The organism is Chryseobacterium sp. GP-SGM7 (genome assembly GCF_049166575.1).
Classification (GTDB): domain Bacteria; phylum Bacteroidota; class Bacteroidia; order Flavobacteriales; family Weeksellaceae; genus Chryseobacterium.
In genome coordinates this window covers 722,617-744,574 of the sequence record NZ_JBMHFF010000001.1, presented here as the reverse complement: position 1 = coordinate 744,574, position 21,958 = coordinate 722,617, and the positions used below count along the sequence as shown (strand labels likewise).

The window sequence follows — 21,958 nt, the reverse complement described above, 5'->3', positions numbered from 1 at the left end:
TTTAATTTTGAGAGGTTTTTTGATTGTTTAAATTGTCTGAAAATATTTTAACCGTTTTCTTCGCTTCTGAAACATCATGAACCCGAAGGATTTTCGCACCCTGTTTCAAAACCTGCAAATGCAGTTTCTGAGTTTCCTCGTTTATGTCTAACGCAGACTTTCCTAAAGGTTTATATATAAATGATTTTCTTGAAATTCCTATTAATAAAGGAAATTTTCCGAATCCAATAAACTGGGTTTCATTAATCATTTTCATCTGATCTTCGACGGTTTTTCCAAATCCGAAACCGGGATCAAGAATGATGTCTTTAATTCCTTTTTGTAATAGTTCGTTTGATTTTTTTGTAAAATACTGATTGATTTCCAATGTAATATCACCAAATTTAATTTTATTATGCATCGTTTCGTAAGACGGATTTACGTGCATTAAAATATAAGGAAGTTTAGTTTCTGCGACGGCATCAAACATATTTTCATCAAATTGGCCACCCGAAATATCATTTATAATATCAATTCCTTCATTAAAACCAAACTTTACCGTTTCCGCATAAAAAGTATCCAGAGAAATTAATGCTTCAGGAAATTCTTTTTTGATTTCTGAAATAACAGTTCCTATTCTTATTATTTCCTCATTACTACTGAGAAAATCAGCATTCGGTCTAGTAGATTGCGGTCCGATGTCAATCAGTTCTGCTCCATCTTTCATTAGTTTTTCAGCATGATGTAAAGCAGATTTTTTATTATTAAATTTTCCGCCGTCAGAAAAAGAATCCGGAGTGAGATTTAAAATTCCCATGATTTTTGGCAAGCTTAAATCTACCGGTTTCCCGTTGCAGTTTATTGAATAATTATTGATGAGCGATGAATGATTTTCCATCGTGTAAAAATACTCACTTCTTGCTTCAAGTCTGCAATTTCCATTCAAAAACTATTATCTGATTCCTTTTACCTAAAACGTAATTTGTATCTTTGAAAGATTAAGAAAATTTATGTCAAAAACTTCAGAACAGTTCGGTAAAGTGATTAATGAATGTCGTGATCTTTTCAGTAAAAAAATGCACGATTACGGGGCAGCGTGGAGAGTTTTGCGGCCAAGTTCGATTACCGATCAGATTTACATTAAAGTCAACAGAATCCGCACATTGCAGATGACCGATGTGAAGATGATTGACGAAAGTGAAGAGGGAGAATTTGTTGCGATCGTTAATTATTCAATTATCGGATTGATTCAGCTGGAGAAAGGCCTTTCGAATGATTTTAATGAAAATCCTGAAGAAATTTTACATCTTTACGACAAATATTCTACTGCAGCTCAGACTTTAATGGAAAAGAAAAATCACGATTACGGTGAAGCGTGGAGAGACATGAGAATCTCGTCAATTACCGATTTGATTTATCAAAAAGTACTGAGAACCAAACAGATTGAAGACAATCAGGGAAGAACTCTGGTTTCAGAAGGTTTAGATGCCAATTATTTTGACATGCTGAATTATGCAGTTTTCTGTCTTATTAAATTTTCTGAACAGAACATTTCAACCGAATCAAAAACTAATTCATTATGATCAAAGGTTTATTACGTTTCATTATTGCTATAATTTTCATTGCTTCAGGTTTTGTAAAAGCGGTGGATTTGGTCGGTTTTTCTTTTAAAATGGAAGAATATTTTTCGCCATCGGTTTTTAATATGCCGTTTTTGGAGAAATTTGCCTTGTTTTTTTCAATTATTGTAGTCGTTCTTGAATTATTTTTAGGCTTTTTGCTGTTATTAAAATTAAAACTGAAATTCACACTTTCCGCTTTGATTGCACTTTGTGTTTTCTTTGGATTTCTGACGTTTTATTCAGCGTATTTTAATGTGGTAACCGATTGCGGATGTTTCGGAGATGCTATTAAATTCACACCTTGGGAAAGCTTTATGAAAGACGTAGTTCTTTTGGTTGGTTTGATGATTCTTTTTGTTCTCTACAGAAAAGAATTTATTAAAAAAGATGCTTATTCAGATCAAAATAAGGCTGAAAATAATAAATTTAAATCAATTGCGCTCAAACTGTTCTGTGGAATTATGATTTACATAATGGCCCAGGGAATTATCAACGAGCCGATTATCGATTTCCGTGATTATAAAATAGGTACAGATATTAAAGCTGAGAAAAATAAAATTAGTAAAAATCCTTCTGAGTATAAGACTGTTTATTCGATGAAAAATTCTAAAACCGGAGAAATTCTAAAGGTAAATCAGGATGATTATGTAAACCAGACAAAATATTGGGAAGAAGGTTCGCCATGGAAAATTGAAGAAGGTAAAAACGAATCTAAACTCATTAAAGAAGGCTATAAATCTGAAATCGTAAAATTTAAAATTGAAGACCCTACAGGAAGTGATTTAACGGACGAAATCATTAATGCTCCAAAAACAATTTTAGTTTTCTCTTATCATCCGAAAGAAGTTTCGCCTGAATTAATTAAAAAAATAGAAGCCAAAGTCAATGCCCAAAAAGGAGCTGTAATCTACGGTGTTTCTACCGAACAAAATACTTTTAAAACAATCAAAAACGCAATGATGGACGGAACTGCAATTAAAACCATCGCAAGAAGTAATCCATTTGTTTTGATCTTAGAAAAAGGAAAAATTATAGACAAACAATCTGCAAAAAACTATGTTGACTGAGATGGTCAATTGTAAATGGGTGAATTGTCAATTTTCATTACTTTGAAAACATTAAACTCAGAACGTTAAACTTTAAACTTATTAAAATGCAAAAATCAAATAAATCTATCGCCGGTTATCACTTATTAATGATTCTTTCGTCTGTTGACGGAGAATTTGCTCCCGAAGAAGGTATGTTGGTACAACAATATCTTGCTGATGAATTTCCTTTTAAAATAAATTTAGATAACGAACTGGAAGCGATTGCTTTGCTTCAACCTGAAGAATGGAAAGATCATTTTGAATTTCACGGGCGTTGTTTTCTGGATGATTCTACGGAAGAAGAACGTCTGCACTTTATTCAGTTTGCAAAAACGCTGATTAAAGCTGATGATAAAGTGACTGATGAAGAACACACTTTCTACATTCTTTTAAAGAATCTTTGGAGCTTAAACTAACGAAAAATACAAATATTGATATGAAAAAAACCTGCCTGTCCCTTTTAATAATGAGTACAACAATGTTCCAATCTCAGATTTTCCCTGAAATGAAAGCTCCGGTTGCCGATAAAAAGCAGCATCTGAGAAATATTCATAATGATAAAGTGAATGATCCCTATTACTGGATGATTGATTATTTTAAAAAAGGAAAAGATTCCACCCAGGTTGTTGAATATCTCACTGCTGAAAATAATTATTGGGAAGGAATGATGAAAGATACAGAACCTTTCAGGGAAAAACTTTTTCAGGAGATGAAGGCAAGAATTAAAGAAAAAGATGAATCTGTGCCTGTTTTCAAAAAAGGATATTATTATTACACACGAACTGAAACAGGAAAACAGTATTTTAAATATTGCAGAAAAAAAGACAACCTCAGTTCGCCCGAAGAAATTCTTTTGGATGTAGATCAGCTTGCAGAAGGTCATGCTTATTATTCTGCAGCGGGTTTCAGCATCAGTCCGGATAATTCTAAAATGATTTACGGAGTGGATGACGTTTCAAGAAGGCAGTATAAATTATTTTTAAAAGATTTAACGACTGGTAAAACCGTCGATTTGGGAATTAAAAATACAACAGGATCAGCGACCTGGGCAAATGACAACAAAACCATTTTCTATACCGGAAAAAATCCTGAAACTCTTTTAACAGAGAAAATTTACAGACATTCTTTAGGAACCGATCCTTCAAAAGACGTTTTGGTTTATGAGGAAATAGACAAGACGAATTATATTGGTGTCGGAAAATCTAAGAATGAAAAATTTATTATGATTGTTTCTTCAGCAACAACTTCTTCGGAAACAAGATTTTTAAGCGCAGATGAGCCAAAAGGTACATTTAAAGTTTTCCAGCCGAGAATAAAAGATGTTTTGTATGATGTAACGCCTTTAGAAGATAAATTTTTAATTACAACCAATAAAGATGCGTTGAATTTCAAAGTCATGGAAACTCCTTTGGATAAAACGAATGTTGAAAACTGGAAAGATTTTATTCCGCACCGCAAAGATGTTTTGATGGAAGGAATCAGTGAGTTTAAAAATTATCTCGTGTTCAGTGAAAGACAAAACGGACTTTCGCAATTGGCAATTATTGACAGAAGAACCAATAAAAAAGAGTTCTTAAAATTCGACGAAGCAGCTTACACTGTTTATCCATCAGGAAATCCTGAATACAATACCGATTATTTCAGATTCGGATATACTTCTATGATTACGCCGAGCTCACAATTTGAGCAGAATTTACAGACAGGAAAAAGAATTTTACTCAAACAGCAGGAAGTTTTAGGAGGCTACAATAAAGCCAATTATGTAACGGAAAGACTTTTTGCTTTTGCAAAAGACGGCACAAAAATCCCGATTTCTATTGTTTATAAAAAAGGCTATAAAAAGGACGGAAAAAATCCGCTTCTACTCTACGCTTACGGCTCTTATGGAAGTTCGATGGATGCAACGTTCAGCAGTACAAGACTCAGTCTTTTAGACCGGGGTTTTGCCTTTGCGATTGCACATATTCGCGGAGGTCAGGAAATGGGAAGGCAATGGTATGAAGACGGAAAAATGATGAAAAAGAAAAATACTTTTACCGATTTCATCGATGCCGGAGAATTTTTAGTGAAAGAAAAATATACTTCACCCAAACATTTGTACGCTCAGGGTGGAAGTGCAGGTGGACTTTTGATGGGAGCGATTGTCAACATGAAACCTGAACTTTGGAATGGAATCATTGCACAGGTTCCGTTTGTGGATGTGGTCAATACAATGTTGGATGAAAGTATTCCATTGACAACGAATGAATATGATGAATGGGGAAATCCGAATAACAAAGAAGCATACAATTACATGAAATCTTATTCTCCGTACGAAAATATTGAGAGAAAAAGCTATCCGAACTTATTAGTTACAACGGGTTTGCATGATTCTCAGGTACAATATTTTGAGCCTGCAAAATGGGTGGCAAAATTAAGAGATTTGAAAACTGACAAAAATGTCCTATTCTTAAAAACAGATATGGAATACGGTCATGGAGGTGCTTCCGGAAGATTTGATTATCTGAAAGATATTGCGCTTGAATATGCATTTATGTTTAAACTGGAGGGAATTAGTAAATAAATGAGTTCTCGCAGATTTAGCAAATTTTGCAGATTATTAAATGACTGAAAATGAAATTTCATATATAATTCGTAAATGTATTTTTAACGTTTACAATCAATTAGGGCCTGGTTTATTGGAATCAATTTACCAAAGAATATTAATCTACGAACTTGAAGAAAATGGCTTAAATGTAAAATCTGAAGTTTTAATTCCAGTATATTACAATAACAAAAAGTTTGACTTAAATTTTAGAATTGATATATTAGTGGAGGATAAAGTAATTTTAGAATTAAAATCTATAAAAGAATTAGAAGCAATACATTACAAACAACTGTATTCTTATCTAAAATTATCAAACAAGAAATTGGGCTTATTAATCAACTTTAATACGACAAACATTATCGATAGCATAAAAAGAGTCGTTAACAATCTTTAAATCTGCTAAATCAAAATAATCTGCGAGAAAAAATAAAGGTTCTTGCAGATAGCAAATTTCACGTACTAAATTTAATTTATAAAAAACAAAAAAGATAATATAGAAACTATGAGAAGAAAAATAGTTGCAGGAAACTGGAAAATGAACAAAAACGTCATTGATGCTCAACAATTAATGATTCAGTTATTAAGTTACAAAAATGAAAATACAACCAACTGTGAAGTTTGGATTGCACCGCCTTCATTGTATTTAATGATGGCAAAAGATATTTTTGAGAAAAACGAAATCGGAGTATTTTCTCAGGATATGAGCGAATTTGAAAGCGGAGCTTATACAGGCGAACTTTCAGCAGATATGCTTGAATCTATCGACGCAACCGGTTCTTTGATCGGTCACTCTGAAAGAAGACAATATCACGGTGAAACTGACGAAAGCTGCAATAAAAAAGTAAAATTAGCTTTAGATAAAGGTTTAATTCCTGTTTACTGTAACGGAGAAACTTTAGAGCAAAGAAAAGCCGGACAACATTTTGACGTGGTAAAAACTCAGACCGAAACTGCTCTTTTTACTCTTTCTGCTGAAGAAATAAAAAAAGTGGTGATTGCTTACGAGCCAGTTTGGGCAATCGGAACGGGTGAAACTGCAACGCCGGAACAGGCGCAGGAAATTCACGCTCACATCAGAGGAATTATCGCTGAAAAATACGGACAGGAAGTTGCTGACGAAATTTCTATCCTTTACGGTGGTTCTGTAAAGCCTGATAACGCAAAAGAAATCTTCTCTCAGCCAGATATCGATGGTGGTCTTATCGGTGGAGCTGCTTTAAAACTTGAAGATTTCTCAAAAATTATTGAAGGTTTTAATTAAGAAAATTATTCATACGAAAAAGTAAAGACATATCATCTGGTATGTCTTTTTTAGTTAAATTAATAAAATATTGATTTTTAAATTATTTATTATTCAACATAATTTAAAAATTATTAAACTATTAATAAAATAACAATCAAAATTTAAGTAATATCTTTGCAGAAGTTTAAGGTTGAACCTCGAGTTCATTAATAGGGAATCAAGTGAAATACAATAATTCTTGAGCTGTACCCGCAACTGTAAGCTATTCGACTTATTATAAGGAAAACCACTGTTTTGCCTGAAACAAAATGGGAAGGTAATAATAAGATGCAAGCCAGGAGACCTGCCTTAAATGAATTTCAACTTTCGGGAAGAAAAGTTTATGAAATAAGAATCTTTATAGGTTTTTTCATGAATGTTTTTCCCTGCAGTGAAGTTTCGGGAATAAAACTTTAATTTAAATTATATCATGAAGAAAATCTATTTTCTTATTCTTGCGTTTGTAATTTCTTTTGCAAATGCTCAGACTGAAGGAGTCTTGGTACTCAACGAAGGCGGTGCGGGAAGCAATTCTGCTGAAATTTCTTTCATTAATAACCAATCGGTTGTCACCAACAATTACTACAAAAGTAAAAATAACAATGCTGTATTGGGCGATACAGCTCAGGATATTAAAATTTTTGGTGATAAGATTTTTGTAGTTTTAAATATTTCAAACCAAATCAAAGTCATCAACAAATCTGATTTTTCATTGATTACAACAATCTCTTCCAATCTTGACAATCCAAGATACATCGCATTCAGCGGAAATAAATTTTATGTAACCAATTGGGGAGGAAACGGTTCTACAACAAATTACGTATCCGTTTATAATATAAGCACTTATGCTCACGAAGCAAATATTCCTGTAGGAAATGGTCCTGAAAAAATCTTTGCTAAAAACAATAAATTGTATGTTTTATTGAAAGGAGGTTTCGGATTGAATCAGTTTATGGATATTATCAATACTACAACCAATACGGTTGAATCTCAGGTAAATGTCGGAAATTCTCCAAACAGTATTTTTGAAAAAGATAACTTATTGTATATTATGAGTTCGGGAGATCCTTATTCTGCAACATCTTTTGGAAGACTTACTGTTTACAATACAACGACACAAACTGTAGCCTCAAGCACAACATTTCCGGTGGGAGTAAAACCATCTTATATGGACACCGACGGAACGAATATTTATTACATGAACGAAGCTTCGATTTATAAAACATCAATCGCTTCGCCTTCAATTACTACAACTCCGATTGCCATTACGCCGATTACGGTAAACAGCTATGGAACTGCTTATGGATTTAATGTTGTAAATAATAAAATATATGCAGCTGATCCACAAGGATATATTGCACCGGGAAAAATTTACACTTACGATCTACAAGGTTCTTTATTAAACACTTTTACGGTAACTTCCCTGCCAAACCAAATTATTGCATACAGCAACGCTTCTCTTTCAACTGTTGAAAATGCTAAAGCTTCTAAATTGTCATTATATCCGAATCCTGCAAGCAACAAATTCTTTGTCGAGGGTTTATATTCGGGAAATGTTAAGGTTTATGATTTAAATGGAAGAATTGCAATTAATACTCAATATTCAGAAAACGGAATTGATGTAAGTGCACTTTCTAAGGGAATTTATATTGTAAAAATTACTGATAAAAATAACAGTTTCAGCGAAAAATTAATCATTAAATAAGATTACAATGCGAAAAATATTTAGTCTTTGGTTTATTCTTATTGTTGGAAATTGTCTAGCGCAATTTACGGCGAATGATGTAAAGTTTTTTGTGGGAACAGGTTCTCAGACTGCGTATTTTGTTGCAGATTTCAAAGATGGAACCGATGACAGATCATATGTTTGGGGAGTAAAATTTAATCCGGGACAAAATGTGACCGGACCTCAAATGTTGCAGATGATTAAAAGCGCAGAATCTTCATTTGATTATAATTTAACCTTCAACAATGGTTTTCTCGATAAAATTTCCTTTAATGAACATCTTGCACAGTCTGTTCCTGATTATTGGAGTTTGTGGAGTGGAGACGATACTAATAACTGGTCTATGGCAGGTTGGATGAATACCGGAACCATCTCAAACGGAAAATGGTATGGTGCAAGTTACGGATTCAGTAATCCAACTGCTCAAGCTCCTGCAACACCAATTCCAGCATACAGTTCGCTTTGGTACAATGCTTCTCAAATCACCAACTGGATTGGAACAGGTTCTAACAAAAGCTTAGTTGTGATAGATTTCGGAACTAATAATTCAAACGGAAACGCCAATTCTTTCGTATTCGGAATTCAATATAACGGAACAATTACTGCGGAACAGGCTTTACAATTAATTGATGCACAAACAAGTACATTTAATTACACTTCAGCTTCCAATCAGGTTTCAACTTTATCATTAAATTCTTTTTCAGGAACAGCAAGCGGAACAAATATTTGGAAATTATACAAAGGAACCAATTTATCAAACTGGAAAACCAACGCCAATCTTTCAGCGATTACTTTAAATAATAATGATTGGTTCGGATTGAGTTTCGGTACAAGAAGACCTTTTACGCCAACTGAAGCGAATCTTACTTTAAGTGCTTCAAATTCTGTAAAGGAAACTTTTAAGATTTACCCAAATCCTGTGACTGATTTTATTGTAATCGAAACAAAAGATGACATTAAAAATATAAACATCTACTCTATTTCCGGGCAAAAAGTAATGAATACTTTACATAAAAAAATTAATATTCAAAGCTTTCCATCAGGAGTTTATTTTGTTGAAATTAAAACATACAAATCAACAACCACTCATAAGATAATTAAAAAATAAACGATTCTAAAAACACAAAAAATCCCCGCTTACTTTTGTCAGTGAACGGGGATTTTTATTTTAGCTCAAGAAAAAATTATTTCTTTTCTTTAGATCTCTGTAAAACCTCATCTACCATTCCAAACTCCTTTGCTTCGGTAGAAGTCATCCAGTAATCTCTGTCTGAAGCTTTCTCAACCCACTCGTAAGTCTGTCCGGAATGATCTGAAATAATGTCATACAACTCTTTTTTAAGTTTCAACATTTCTCTCAAATTGATTTCCATATCTGAAGCCACACCTTGAGCTCCACCGGAAGGTTGGTGAATCATCACTCTTGAGTGTTTTAACGCAGAACGTTTTCCTTTTTCACCTGCAACCAATAAAACAGCTCCCATAGAAGCGGCAATACCTGTACAGATTGTTGCAACATCCGGTTTAATGATCTGCATTGTATCATAAATCCCTAAACCTGCATAAACACTTCCTCCCGGAGAATTGATGTAGATCTGAATATCTTTTGAAGGATCTGCACTTTCCAGGAAAAGTAGCTGAGCCGTTACAATGTTTGCAACCTGATCATCAATTCCTGTTCCTAAGAAAATAATTCTGTCCATCATCAAACGAGAGAAAACGTCCATTTGTGCAACGTTTAATCTCCTTTCTTCCATGATGTAAGGCGTAAGATTGGTTGGGTTAAACATTCCCATATACTGATCGGTTACCAAACCGTTGTTTCCTAAATGTTTCGTAGAGAAATCTCTGAATTCTTTTTTAATGTCCATATTTCTATTGGTATTTTTAAAATTTATTTGAACTGTAAATTACAACTTTTATTCCTAAAAATTTATAAGACTTTTTGTCAGTTTAGATTGTAAGGTTTAGGTTTAGGTTTAAAATTCTTCAAATTAATTTTAACCTGTATGAATAATTAATTATCCGTTTAAACCCGAATTATAGACTATCAACTGACAACTAAAAACGATCAACTATTTACTATCTCTTCCTATCCACATAAATTCCTTTAATGGGCGAATATTCTATAATGTCATTCAATCTCATCGAAGCCTGTTTCAATAAAGTAATTTTTTTGATGAGCTCAAAATACTTTGCTTCATCGGTACTGCTGTATTTATCAAGCTCAGAAATAGTCTCTTTCATTAAATAATCGATATATCTGTATTTATGAAGCAAAACATCTCCTTTAATTTGCTCGGCAACTTTATCACCATAATTAGGCGGATGAATATTTCTTGAACTCCAGTTTTCAAGCTCATCCAGAGGAATTAATGCATCAACAACTTTTGTGGTGATTTCTTCATCCATAAAACTTATAAAAAAGCTTCCGCTTCGAAGCTCGTCATTCTGAATTCCTTCTTTTACCTGATCAATGATAATTTCGTTTCCTTTTACCAGAAATTTATACTGTTCTTCATCAAAATGATGCAAAATTTCTTCAATAACGGTAATTTGATATTCCGTATTATTATCGTCGGTTCGTTTTAAAACAATATCTCCAAACATCAACATATGATCGATCAATTTGTTTTCCATAAACAAAACATCATACAGATACGGATCACTTTTCTCCTCATCAAAAGGAACAATCTCCATTTTTACGGGAGCGGCACTTTCTTTTTGCTGTTGAGCGTGCTGACTTTGATTTTGTGAAACCTGCCTCTGAACATCCAGTTCATTAAACAAACTCTGCTCAGAAAGACCAAATTTATTCGAGACTTCCTTTAAATAAACCTCCCTTTTCAAAGCATTCTGAACGAAACCAACCGATTTTACAATATCACGGATTGCTTCAGCTTTTTTGATCGGATCATTTCCGACTTCTTTTAAAAGAATTTCAGCTTTAAAATCAATGAAATCCATCGCCTGATTTTCGATGAATTTTTCGACATACTCCTGTGGATGTTTTCGGGCAAAAGAATCGGGATCATCGCCATCCGGAAATAGCAGAACTCTGATGTTCATCCCTTCCGTTAAAAGCATATCTATACTTCTGAAACTCGCTTTTATTCCTGCGTTATCACCGTCAAAAAGAATCGTTACATTTTCTGTGAGCCTTTTGATCAGCTTAATCTGCTCCGTCGTTAAAGAAGTTCCTGAGCTTGCCACCACGTTTTCAATTCCGGACATATGAAGTGAAATCACATCCATATAACCTTCCACTAAGAGACAGATATTTTTTCTTGAAATCGCCTGTTTGCTTTGATTTAAACCATACAGAACATTTGATTTGTGGTAAATTTCTGTTTCAGGAGAGTTGAGATATTTGGCGGTTTTAATATTATTTTTAAGAATTCTGGCCCCAAAACCTAAAACTCTTCCCGAAAAACTGTGAATCGGGAACATTACCCTTTCACGGAAACGGTCGATTCCGTTCGGAGCATTTTCAGGGAAAATTGCCAGTCCTGATTTTTCTAAAATCTCCTTAGAATATCCTTTTTCAATCGCATATTCGGTAAATGAATTTTTCTTTTCTGGTGAATAACCAAGCTGAAATTTTTTGATAATGTCATCTTTCAGTTCACGCTCTCTGAAATATGAAAGTCCGATTGCTTTTCCCTCATCATTTTCCCAAAGAATATTTTGAAAATAATCGTTGGCAACTTCGTGTATTTTGTAGAGAATATCTCTTTCAGACTGAGCATTTTTAGCTTCTTCGGAAAACTCGCGTTGATCTTCTTCAATTTCGATTCCGTATTTTTTGGCAGCGTGACGGAGAGCTTCAGGATAGGTGAAATTTTCAATTTCCATTAAAAACGAAATTGCAGTTCCCCCTTTTCCCGTGGAAAAATCTTTCCAAATCTGCTTGCTTGGAGAAACTACAAAACTTGGCGATTTTTCTTCATGAAACGGACTCAAACCTTTGAAATTGGATCCCGCTCTTTTCAACTGCACATATTCGCCAACAATCTCTTCTACCCTGATTGTTGAAAATATTTTATCGATCGACTGCTTGGAAATCATATTGGCAAAAGTAATGAAATGATTTTGAGCTTCAATAAAATTACTTTCAATTGCTTAAAATTTAGTTTAATTAATTATTTTTTAGTGTACTTTTAGCGAAAAAATTGAATGAAGAAAATTTACCTTGTTTTAGCATTTATTTTCACTCTTCACCTTTTGATGTCTACAGACTGTTCCGGTTTTCACAATGAGGATATCGAAGTGGTGCCGGACCCAATAAAAATTAGTTTAGATAATTCTAAAGTATATCATATTAATGATACGATTACAATTCGAGGTCGTGTTTCTGTAAACGGATTTAATGTGATTTCGAAAGATTCTGTGAAAATGGAGAAAAATCCTCTATTTATGATTTCTGTTTCTAAATTAATTAAAAATAAAGTCACTTACAATTTACAGTATGCTCTGAATAAGTTTAAAATTATCGCTAAAGATTTTCAGATCGATAATTATGCAAACTGTCCTAATGGTAATTTATACTCTTCAGCAATCGAAAATACCGCAGAAAAACTGTATCGTTACGAAGTTAAACTTATCCCTCAGGAAACAGGAGATTTTTCAATTTGTTTTAATGATACTTTTTCGCTTGAAAATGTTATTAAAAAGCAAAATTTATTACAAAACTATCCTACAGGAACAAATTCTATGGTATGGGAAAGTTGTGGGATTAGCAGTTTTACGGCAAATCTTACGGATGGTGATATATTTATTGAGGTAAAATAAATGAAATCGCAAAACTAAAATTCAATTGTTTGTGCAATAATGAAATATCTCAAAAAAATATCTTTTCTGATTCTTACATCAATTTTTCTATTTATTTTATATTTAGAATTTGGTGGAAACTATATTTTAGATAACAAAGCGAAAAGAACAATTTTATTAAATATGAGAGTCAATAAAAAGCTCCCACAAAACGTAACCAGATTTTACAACACTATTTACAAAAATTCATTATCAAAAAATTCATGGAACTTTTTTCTTAGTTCAGATTATCAGAAAGATTGCCCTTGTTATCAAATGTCGCATAAAATTTTGCCAACATTAGAAATTAAAAACGTTTCTCCAATTGATTATTTTCATGTTACACGGTATATTGAACGCAACTTCACTCAAACCGAATGCCTAAGTTATAATTTGAACAATTTTGATTTTTTAGAAAAAAGAAAAGGAATTGATACAGTTTCAAAATCTTTATTCAATAAGTCTATCGAAAATCTAGAGCCTTTAGAACTTGCAGAAGTTTTTGCAATCTATGAGCAACCTTTAAAAAATAACCGAAACAGAAATCCTGAAAAAGCAAGTAAAAGCATCAAAAGGCATTATAATATTTACCTTAAAAATTTAATCAATTAATAATTTCAGTCCAAAATTTATTTATACTTAAAAGGTTTATTAATTTTGTAGTCTCAAATAAATTGCATGAATTTTACCATCCATCAAATCAACGACTGGCAAAAAATCGTAGAATCAATTTTACCTAAACTAAAGCACAATATTCTTTTGTTAAAAGGAAACTTAGGAGCTGGTAAAACAACATTCTCTCAATTTCTGCTTAAAAATTTAGGCAGCGAAGATGAAGTCAATTCTCCTACTTACTCCATTGTCAATGAGTACAATTCACCGAAAGGAAAAATTTTCCACTTCGATCTTTACCGTTTAAAAAATATTGATGAAGTTTATGACATCGGTATTGAAGAATATCTCGACAACTCATTTTTATGCATCATCGAATGGCCCGAAGTGTATCAAGAAGAACTTTACGGACTGGATTATCACTCGATGAGCATCAATAATACGGGAGAAAGCAGAGAGATTACATTCGATTAAATAGTATATCTTTGCTTAAAGAAATCGATTGTACAAAATAATTTTCTGTAAGTTATAATTGAATAAATAATGAGTACTACAAATATTTTTACTCCTTTTTCCGAGGAAGAATTAATGCCGCAGGAAGAGAAGCTGGAAGTTATTAAAAAAGGGAAACAATTCAGCATCGGAGTTCCTAAAGAAACTTGTCTTAATGAAAGGAGAACATGTATAACTCCTGATGCAGTGCAGGTTTTGGTAGAACATGGTCACGAAATAATCATCGAAGCCGGAGCAGGACAAGGCTCATTTTTTACAGATTTACAATACTCAGAATCTGGAGCGAGAATTACTCAGGATGCGAAAGAGGCATTTTCCCAGGATTTGGTTTTGAAAATAAATCCGCCTACAGAAGAAGAAATCGATTATTTAAAACCGAATATGTATCTGGTTTCCGCACTTCAGATCAATTTACGAGATAAAGATTATTTCTTAAAATTAGCCGAGAAAAAAGTCAACGCCATTGCTTTCGAATTTATCGCTGATGAATACAAACAATTGGCATTAGTAAGATTGATCGGAGAAATCGCAGGAACGGTTTCTATTTTATACGCTTCAGAATTATTAGCTTTATCAAACGGATTAATGCTTGGCGGGATTACAGGAGTAAGACCTGCAGAAGTAGTGGTGATTGGAGCAGGAATCGTAGGTGAGTTTGCCACAAAAGCTGCCATTGGTTTGGGAGCAAGTGTAAAAGTTTTCGACAATTCCCTTTCAAAACTGAGAAGACTTCACACTTTGGTTGACAGCCGGGTTCCTACATCCATTATTGATCCTAAGGAATTAAGAAAAAGTTTAAGAAGAGCCGATGTCGTTATCGGAGCTTTACCAAGGCTTAATTCACAACCGATTGTTACCGAAGATATGGTGATGAAAATGAAAAAAGGCAGCGTAATTATCGACATCGTGATTGACAACGGAAAAGCCATTGAGACTTCTGAATTAACAACAATGGAAGATCCTTACATTATCAAACATGGCGTGATTCATTGCGGATTGCCAAATCTTACTTCGAAAATGCCAAGAACGACAACAAAAGCGATCTCTAATTTCTTCCTTTCGTATATCTTAAATTATGATGAAGAAGGCGGTTTCGAAAATATGCTTCTCCGCAAAAACGAAATGAAACAAAGCCTGTATATGTATAAAGGAAGACATACCAAAAAAGTAATTTGCGACCGTTTCGGACTTACGTACCACGATATCAATCTTTTAATTTTCTAATTTTTCTTGATGAAAAAACTTAAATTCTTTTTAATAGGACTTCTCCCGGGATTTCTGATTGTATTTTTTGTTCTTAATAAAAAAGGCGTAAGCTGCAGCGGATATTTACCAAACAGCCGTGTTATCGCCGAAACATTATCAAAAGATTTTCAATATTCTGACCAGTTTAAAAATGAAATGACCGCTTTAAAAGTTGATGAAAAATTTTTAAAAGACAGCATCATTACTTTAGGGAAAATAGATTTTGACCGCAGTCATGCTCAGAAAAAACCTTGTCCTGATTATGTACTCGTCTATCCAGAAAAAAATCCTGTTTACGAGGTTACTTATGAAAAGTGCGAAGAAAAAGCAGTTTTAAACAGTCTGAGAAAGCTGAAATAAAATTATTATATGCCGCGAATGCACGAATTATTATTTAAAAACTTTTGCATTCGTGACAAAAAAATTAGCGGAAAGCAAAATCATTTCATCTAAATATTCTCTTTAAAAAATGGAAGGCAATCTCTATCTTATTCAAGATTATCTGATTTTCATCGGCGTTTTTGCTATTTTCTTTTTTTTAACGGTTGCTATTTATCTTTTCAGCCAAAATCAGCGTCTGAAAAATAAAAATTTCAGGCTTTTTGAAACCAATAAAATCATTGAGCAGAAATTAAATGAAGTTCAATTGGAACATATCGGAACCAAACTCAATCCGCATTTATTTAAAAACATTCTCAATTCTGTACAGTCTCATGCCTATCAAACGTATATGTCACTCGACAAACTGGCAAATGTTCTCGATTATATTCTTTACGAAAGCAACAACAAATTTGTAAGTCCGAAAGAAGAACTAAATTTCGCTTTAAGTCTTATTGAAATCAATAAAATTAAGGTAAACCCACTTTTTGATTTCAGAATTAAATCTAAAATTGATAAGTCTGATTCTATTTTTGAGGAAAAAGTTTTTGCACCTTTAATTTCTGTTGATTTAATTGAAAACGCCTTTAAACACACCGATTTTCTTGCACAGGATTCATTCATATCCATTCAATTGGAATTAGATAACAGAATTTTTTCGATGAAAGTGAGCAATAAAGCTTCTCTGAAAAATATTTTACCAAAAGAAAACAGCGGTTTTGGAAGCCAGTCTTTGGATCAAAGACTGAAAATGATTTATAATGATTTTTACACACTTCAAAAAAACTCAAAAAATGGTATCTTCACGGCAGAATTAACAATTAATTTGGGCGAATTCTATGATAAAATGCGTTATTCTTGATGATGAATTGCTGGCGATAAGCTATCTAAAACTCATCTGCGAACAAATTGAAAACGTGGAAGTTGTAAAAGCTTTTAATGATCCTAAATTATTTCTCAGCGAAATCGGAAACATCGACTGTAATCTCTGTATTTTAGACATCGAAATGCCTGGAATGACCGGATTACAGATTGCCGAATTAATTTCAGATTCAAAAAAAATCATTTTTACCACCGCTTACAAAGAATATGCAGCCGAAGCTTTTGACCTAAATGTTGTAGATTATGTAAGAAAGCCCATCAAAAAAGAAAGACTGGTTCAGGCATTTCAAAAAGCAGCTGATCTTTTAGCAAATACTAAAAAAGAATTCATCGAATGGAATACCAACATCGGTAAATCTACGATTTTCACTGAGCAAATTGTTTATGTTAAAACTTCTGACATCGACAGCCGAGACAAAGAAATTACTCTAAAAGATGGAACTTCAATTGTTTTGAAAAATCTTAATTTTAAATCTCTTTTAGAAATGCTTCCTTCAAAAGATTTTGCACAGGTTAATAAAAAAGAAATTATCGCACTGTCTTCGGTAAAAGTTCTGTCAACCAACGAAATTATCACTACAATTTCCCTAGAACCGAATCAGTTTTTAAAAATTCACATCGGCGAAATATATAGAAATTCATTGATAGAAATGTTCGGGAAATAAACTGCTTATTTTCATAGAATATATCTGAAACAAAATAATTCTTATCTCAAATAATAAAAAATCTTAAATTGCAAATCTCTTTTATTTACTGAAAGAGATTTTTTTTAACATCATATTATGAAAAAAATAAGCATACTTTTCCTTTTTATTTCAGCATTTATTTTTGCTCAGCAATCTGCTTTAGACCAGAAAATCAACTCTGTTATTAAAGATAAAAAAGCAACCGTGGGAGTTTCTGTTTTAAGCTTTGAAAATGATTTTAAATACAATAAAAATGCTGATAAAAATCTTCCGACTTTAAGTGTTTTTAAATTTCATATTGCAATTGCAGTTTTAGATTGGGTTGATCAGGGGAAATTATCCTTAGATCAAAAAGTTGTTTTAAAAGAATCTGAATTATTACCCAAAACCTGGTCGCCGATAAAAGAAAAATATCCGACCGGAGATATTGAATTAACTTTAGGTGAAATCATCGATTATACCGTTGCATTGAGCGATAATAACGGATGCGACAAATTATTAAAGATGATCGGAGGCACACAAACTGTTCAGAAATTTATGAATTCTAAAGGTGTAAAAGGTTTTCAGATCAAAGTGAATGAAGAAGAAATGCATAAAGACTGGAAGAATCAATACAAAAATTACAGCACAACACAATCTGCCGTCAATCTTCTGAAAACTTTTTATGACGGAAAACTTCTTTCAAAAAAATCGACAGATTACCTGATGAAAATTATGCTCGGAACAAAAACCGGCACGAATAAATTGATTGAGCAACTTCCCAAAAACACTCCTGTAGCGCATAAAACAGGAGCTTCAGGGAAATATGATAATGATTTAACGGTTGCTGAAAATGATATGGGAATGGTAACTTTACCGAATGGCAAACATTATGCAATAGCTGTATTTGTAAACAATTCTACGGAAACAGATGACGTGAATTGTAAGATGATTTCAGACATTTCAAAGATTGTCTGGGATTATTTTAATAAGTAAAATTTTAATGTTAATTTTAAAACCATCAAAATGAAAAAAATATTTTTAACTCTGGGAATTTTTAGCTGCGTATTTTTCTATGCACAAAAAAGTGAAAACTTCTATGAAATAAGTTACAACAGCATTTGTTGCGGAACACCTTCTACGGCTCCGGTAATGAATTATATTGAAAGTTTTAAAACGAAAAACAAAGTAAAAGAAATTGAAGTTTTCAGGCAATCTGGTTTGGGAAGAGAAGGTGAATTCAAATTATTTGTAGGAATTGATGCTCTTTCAAAAACAAAGAGACAAAGCTTTATAAAAGGTCTTAACTCTGCTATTAATTCTCAAAATAATACGAGAAACCAAAGCAGTGACGGAATTGTAAACTTCCAAAGTACAGAATTGGTAAAAAAGGCAAATTTAAAACAGATTAATAATCTAACTATATATAAAAAAGAAAAATTAAAATGATCAAAAACATTGTCGTTATCGGAGCCGGAACTATGGGAAATGGTATTGCACATACTTTCGCACAAAGCGGTTTTAGTGTAAACTTGGTAGATGTTTCTCAGGAGGCTTTAGACAGAGGTTTAAAAACGATTACCACTAACCTGGACAGGATTATTGCAAAAGGAAATCTTACAGAAGAACAAAAAAATGAAACTCTAGGAAATATCACCACTTTTACACAACTAAAGGATGCAGTAACAAATGCAGATTTAGTAGTAGAAGCGGCAACAGAAAATCAGGATCTGAAGCTGAAAATTTTCGCTCAGATGGATGAATTTGCTCCTGAAAACTGCATTTTATCAACCAACACATCATCAATTTCTATTACTAAAATTGCTGCAGCCACAAAAAGAGCAGACAAAGTAATCGGAATGCACTTTATGAATCCTGTTCCGATCATGAAACTGGTAGAAATCATCAAAGGCTACTCTACTTCTAAAGAAACTTTTGATGCGATTTACGAAATGAGCAAAACGTTAGGAAAAGTTCCTGTTGAAGTGAACGATTATCCGGGTTTTGTGGCAAACAGAATTCTGATGCCGATGATAAATGAATCTATCGAAACATTGTACAACGGCGTTGCAGGAGTGGAGGAAATTGATACGGTAATGAAATTAGGAATGGCTCATCCGATGGGACCGCTTCAATTGGCAGATTTTATCGGACTTGATGTTTGTCTGGCAATTCTAAACGTAATGTATGACGGTTTCAAAAATCCTAAATACGCTCCAAATCCATTGCTTGTAAATATGGTAATGGCAGGAAAATTAGGTGTAAAATCAGGAGAAGGTTTCTACGATTATTCTGAAAGCAAAAAGGCGGAAAAAGTAGCAAAAATGTTTTCGAAAAAGTAGGAAGCTGGGTGCTCGAAGTTGGAAGTTTAAATTCTCAAACTTTGAATATTAAATCATTAGTTTTATCTTTAAACCTTAAACTCTAAACCTTAAACCGTTTATATTGAAATTTAAAGAAAAATACATTCAAATATCAATGGTCATCATTACTTTAGTGATGACCATTTTGCGTTTTTTACTGAATGAAAAAGGCAGGGTAACTCCCGATGGAATCAGGTTTATGAGATCGGCTCATGTTTTTCCGGAAATCGATAATACCATTACACCTTTAGGATACATTTTCAGTATTAAATTTTTCACTTTTTTTGGTTTAGATGAATTTTGGAGCAGTAAACTTGTGGGAATTTTTTCATTTTTACTCATTATTTTCATCGCTAAAAAAACAAACTTTTATTTACGGGAGGCAATTATAACCTGTTCATTATTTGGCTTTGTAAGTATTTTTGCGGCAACATTCAGTGAAACATTAACTTTATTTTCTGTTTTTATTTTATTATTTGTTGCTCATTCAATTATAGAAGAAAAATTTACAAATAAAAAGGCACTACTTTATTTATCGCTTACTTTAATTTTAACTTTTAATATTCGGTACAGCGCACTTTTCATTATCGGAGGAACAGGATTATTCGGCTTAATAAGGTTGAAAAAAAATTATGGGAAAACATTTATATTCTCTGCCATTATCGCTGCATTTTACATAGTTTTTTATAAATTTTTCTTCATCGATTTATTTAATAAAAATTATGTGGGTGATTTTCTTGAAATAGGTTTAAAGCCGACTTCTCTTTTACTTATAGAATTTGCACAAGGTTTAGCGACGAGCTTCAATCCTTTTGTGCATATCTCAAATCCGGGAGGAGGAATTATCAATTTGGGAATTTACGGAATCGGCTTAATGAATATTTTAGTAATTATCTTTCTTTTTGTACGAAAGAAGCTTTCAGAAACAGAAAAATTTTTTGTTACTATTGGAGTTTCCGGAATTATCTGTTCATTTTTAATCCAATATTTCTATTCTACTGATCCTTTAGGTTATCGTTTATTATCTCCGTTTACTTTTCCTATCTGGTTGGTTTATTTTAAAAAACTTTTTGAAATTTTTGAAAAGAAAATCTATTTAATAGGAGCATTAAGTCTTGTGACAGGATTTACTTTCACATGGCTTTCAAAAGCAAATTATTTAAAGAACCGGGCTGAAATTTCAGATTATTTAAAAGCAGAAAATCTTGATAAGGTTCCTTTGAAGTTTTACATAAAAGATTTTGAAGATCTTGAAAAAGTTCAGATTTCTGAATTGATCGGCACTGTAAATTCAGATATAGATTTTACTTTTAAAGCACAAGACACCTTAAAAAAAACAACATTAACGCCTTATAAAGTTTTACAAAAAATTAAGCTCGACAAGAACAAATACCAATAATTTTATTATCTTTGATTTAAAGTTAAAACATTAAAAAAATGAAATTACCAAAGTTTTTATTGGCAGACAATTCGGAATTTCCTGAAGATTTATTCGTAGTACATACAGAATATCCAAGATTCATCTTAAATGTTGAAGAAGAGGAAGTTGAGTGGCTAGATGATTTGGAAGGTGACGATGAAGAAACAATGGCAGATGAAGCTACAAAAGTAGTGGAAGCGGCGTTCAAATGGTGCGACGAAGAGTTGGCTAAATACGACGAAGAAGAGGAAGATTAAGAAAATTCACTTATAATAAAAAAGGAACTCATTGCGAGTTCCTTTTTTATTTTGTTTATTCGGATTTATTGAATTTCAACAGTAACAGATTATCCTGATACAACTCTAAAGTAGTTCCTGAAACCACATATTTATTGGCTTTCTGCATCATATCGAGGAAATTTTTCTCAACACTCATATTATTGCAAGCCATTTTTGTAGAACCTAATCCTGAAGGGGTAAACTGTCCTGAAGCAGTTTCCATTACCACAGAACCGAAATATCTGTTGCAACCTGCATTTCCATTCACTTTTGAGCCTTCGATATTCAATGTCGGAGCCTGTCCTTTTACATTATCTGCTAAAGTCCATTTTGTATTGGCGATTGACGGTTGTGCTTTGCCAACTTTAGAAGCAGACGAAGATGTATTTTTCATTGTTCCGCAAGAAGCAACTAATGCCATTGCGAATATTCCTAGAACTATATTTTTCATGTTACTTTTTGATTTAATTCAAATTTACGGAAATTATTACTAATTCATTTCTAAAAAT

At 32.8% G+C, this 21,958-nt stretch carries 24 protein-coding genes and 1 riboswitch; of the genes, 20 read left to right on the top strand and 4 right to left on the bottom strand.

Going from position 1 to position 21,958, the window contains the following annotated elements; genetic code table 11:
• Position 1: 1 nt before the first annotated feature.
• Entirely contained in the window at positions 2-877 is an 876-nt protein-coding gene (gene folP, locus ACOOWA_RS03370) for a dihydropteroate synthase (protein ID WP_421374640.1), read from the bottom strand.
• A 112-nt stretch (positions 878-989) separates the two neighbouring features.
• Here folP and ACOOWA_RS03365 point away from each other — a divergent pair, with 112 nt between their 5' ends.
• From ACOOWA_RS03365 to ACOOWA_RS03330, 8 genes are all read left to right on the top strand, one after another.
• Positions 990-1,562, top strand: coding sequence for a DUF1599 domain-containing protein (locus ACOOWA_RS03365; protein WP_421373210.1), 573 nt, complete (start codon positions 990-992; stop codon positions 1,560-1,562).
• Entirely contained in the window at positions 1,559-2,668 is a 1,110-nt protein-coding gene (locus ACOOWA_RS03360) for a BT_3928 family protein (protein WP_421373209.1), read from the top strand. Before ACOOWA_RS03365 ends, ACOOWA_RS03360 begins: the two co-directional genes overlap by 4 nt.
• Positions 2,669-2,754: 86 nt before the next feature.
• A complete protein-coding gene (locus ACOOWA_RS03355; RefSeq protein ID WP_421373207.1) occupies positions 2,755-3,105 on the top strand; it encodes a TerB family tellurite resistance protein in 351 nt (116 codons plus the stop codon).
• Positions 3,106-3,125: 20 nt separating this feature from the next.
• Positions 3,126-5,252, top strand: coding sequence for a S9 family peptidase (locus ACOOWA_RS03350; protein ID WP_421373206.1), 2,127 nt, complete (start codon positions 3,126-3,128; stop codon positions 5,250-5,252).
• 40 nt (positions 5,253-5,292) lie between these two features.
• Positions 5,293-5,670: a GxxExxY protein gene (locus tag ACOOWA_RS03345; protein WP_421373204.1), complete on the top strand. Its 378-nt coding sequence runs from the start codon at positions 5,293-5,295 to the stop codon at positions 5,668-5,670.
• 108 nt (positions 5,671-5,778) lie between these two features.
• On the top strand, positions 5,779-6,537 hold the full coding sequence (gene tpiA, locus ACOOWA_RS03340) for a triose-phosphate isomerase (RefSeq protein ID WP_421373203.1): 759 nt from the start codon (positions 5,779-5,781) through the stop codon (positions 6,535-6,537).
• Positions 6,538-6,689: 152 nt separating this feature from the next.
• Positions 6,690-6,885: riboswitch (cobalamin riboswitch) on the top strand.
• 103 nt (positions 6,886-6,988) lie between these two features.
• Positions 6,989-8,263, top strand: coding sequence for a T9SS type A sorting domain-containing protein (locus ACOOWA_RS03335; RefSeq protein WP_421373201.1), 1,275 nt, complete (start codon positions 6,989-6,991; stop codon positions 8,261-8,263).
• 7 nt (positions 8,264-8,270) lie between these two features.
• The gene (locus ACOOWA_RS03330; RefSeq protein WP_421373199.1) at positions 8,271-9,392 is read left to right on the top strand and encodes a T9SS type A sorting domain-containing protein; all 1,122 of its coding nucleotides are present in this window, start codon (positions 8,271-8,273) and stop codon (positions 9,390-9,392) included.
• 76 nt (positions 9,393-9,468) lie between these two features.
• Here the strand turns inward: ACOOWA_RS03330 and clpP are convergent, their stop codons facing one another.
• Complete coding sequence (gene clpP / locus ACOOWA_RS03325; RefSeq protein ID WP_421373198.1) at positions 9,469-10,155, bottom strand: ATP-dependent Clp endopeptidase proteolytic subunit ClpP; 687 nt, start codon at positions 10,153-10,155, stop codon at positions 9,469-9,471.
• A gap of 211 nt (positions 10,156-10,366) precedes the next feature.
• Positions 10,367-12,352: a DNA primase gene (dnaG, locus tag ACOOWA_RS03320; RefSeq protein WP_421373197.1), complete on the bottom strand. Its 1,986-nt coding sequence runs from the start codon at positions 12,350-12,352 to the stop codon at positions 10,367-10,369.
• A gap of 108 nt (positions 12,353-12,460) precedes the next feature.
• On the opposite strand from dnaG, the gene ACOOWA_RS03315 reads away from it, so the two are divergent.
• From ACOOWA_RS03315 to ACOOWA_RS03260, 12 genes are all read left to right on the top strand, one after another.
• Positions 12,461-13,075, top strand: coding sequence for a hypothetical protein (locus ACOOWA_RS03315; RefSeq protein ID WP_421373196.1), 615 nt, complete (start codon positions 12,461-12,463; stop codon positions 13,073-13,075).
• Between the two features lie 39 nt (positions 13,076-13,114).
• Positions 13,115-13,705, top strand: a complete 591-nt coding sequence (locus tag ACOOWA_RS03310; protein ID WP_421373195.1) for a transglycosylase domain-containing protein — start codon at positions 13,115-13,117, stop codon at positions 13,703-13,705.
• A 66-nt stretch (positions 13,706-13,771) separates the two neighbouring features.
• A complete protein-coding gene (gene tsaE / locus ACOOWA_RS03305) occupies positions 13,772-14,179 on the top strand; it encodes a tRNA (adenosine(37)-N6)-threonylcarbamoyltransferase complex ATPase subunit type 1 TsaE (RefSeq protein ID WP_421373193.1) in 408 nt (135 codons plus the stop codon).
• A gap of 69 nt (positions 14,180-14,248) precedes the next feature.
• Positions 14,249-15,442, top strand: coding sequence for an alanine dehydrogenase (locus ACOOWA_RS03300; RefSeq protein ID WP_421373192.1), 1,194 nt, complete (start codon positions 14,249-14,251; stop codon positions 15,440-15,442).
• 9 nt (positions 15,443-15,451) lie between these two features.
• Positions 15,452-15,823, top strand: a complete 372-nt coding sequence (locus tag ACOOWA_RS03295; protein ID WP_421373191.1) for a hypothetical protein — start codon at positions 15,452-15,454, stop codon at positions 15,821-15,823.
• Between the two features lie 109 nt (positions 15,824-15,932).
• Complete coding sequence (locus ACOOWA_RS03290) at positions 15,933-16,703, top strand: histidine kinase (RefSeq protein WP_421373190.1); 771 nt, start codon at positions 15,933-15,935, stop codon at positions 16,701-16,703.
• Positions 16,681-17,388: a LytR/AlgR family response regulator transcription factor gene (locus ACOOWA_RS03285; protein ID WP_421373189.1), complete on the top strand. Its 708-nt coding sequence runs from the start codon at positions 16,681-16,683 to the stop codon at positions 17,386-17,388. Before ACOOWA_RS03290 ends, ACOOWA_RS03285 begins: the two co-directional genes overlap by 23 nt.
• Positions 17,389-17,505: 117 nt before the next feature.
• Positions 17,506-18,384, top strand: a complete 879-nt coding sequence (gene bla-A / locus ACOOWA_RS03280) for a CGA/CIA family class A beta-lactamase (protein ID WP_421373188.1) — start codon at positions 17,506-17,508, stop codon at positions 18,382-18,384.
• Positions 18,385-18,414: 30 nt separating this feature from the next.
• Complete coding sequence (locus tag ACOOWA_RS03275; RefSeq protein WP_421373187.1) at positions 18,415-18,837, top strand: hypothetical protein; 423 nt, start codon at positions 18,415-18,417, stop codon at positions 18,835-18,837.
• Positions 18,837-19,730 carry a 3-hydroxybutyryl-CoA dehydrogenase gene (locus ACOOWA_RS03270; RefSeq protein ID WP_421374638.1) on the top strand — a complete coding sequence of 298 codons (894 nt, stop codon included), beginning with the start codon at positions 18,837-18,839 and terminating at the stop codon, positions 19,728-19,730. Before ACOOWA_RS03275 ends, ACOOWA_RS03270 begins: the two co-directional genes overlap by 1 nt.
• Before the next feature lie 103 nt (positions 19,731-19,833).
• Positions 19,834-21,150 (top strand): hypothetical protein, encoded by a 1,317-nt coding sequence (locus ACOOWA_RS03265; RefSeq protein ID WP_421373186.1) that lies wholly within the window; start codon positions 19,834-19,836, stop codon positions 21,148-21,150.
• A 38-nt stretch (positions 21,151-21,188) separates the two neighbouring features.
• Positions 21,189-21,428, top strand: coding sequence for a hypothetical protein (locus ACOOWA_RS03260; RefSeq protein WP_002977986.1), 240 nt, complete (start codon positions 21,189-21,191; stop codon positions 21,426-21,428).
• Positions 21,429-21,483: 55 nt separating this feature from the next.
• Here ACOOWA_RS03260 and ACOOWA_RS03255 read toward each other — a convergent pair whose 3' ends face one another.
• Positions 21,484-21,900: an META domain-containing protein gene (locus ACOOWA_RS03255; protein ID WP_421373185.1), complete on the bottom strand. Its 417-nt coding sequence runs from the start codon at positions 21,898-21,900 to the stop codon at positions 21,484-21,486.
• Between the last annotated feature and the right edge of the window lie 58 nt (positions 21,901-21,958).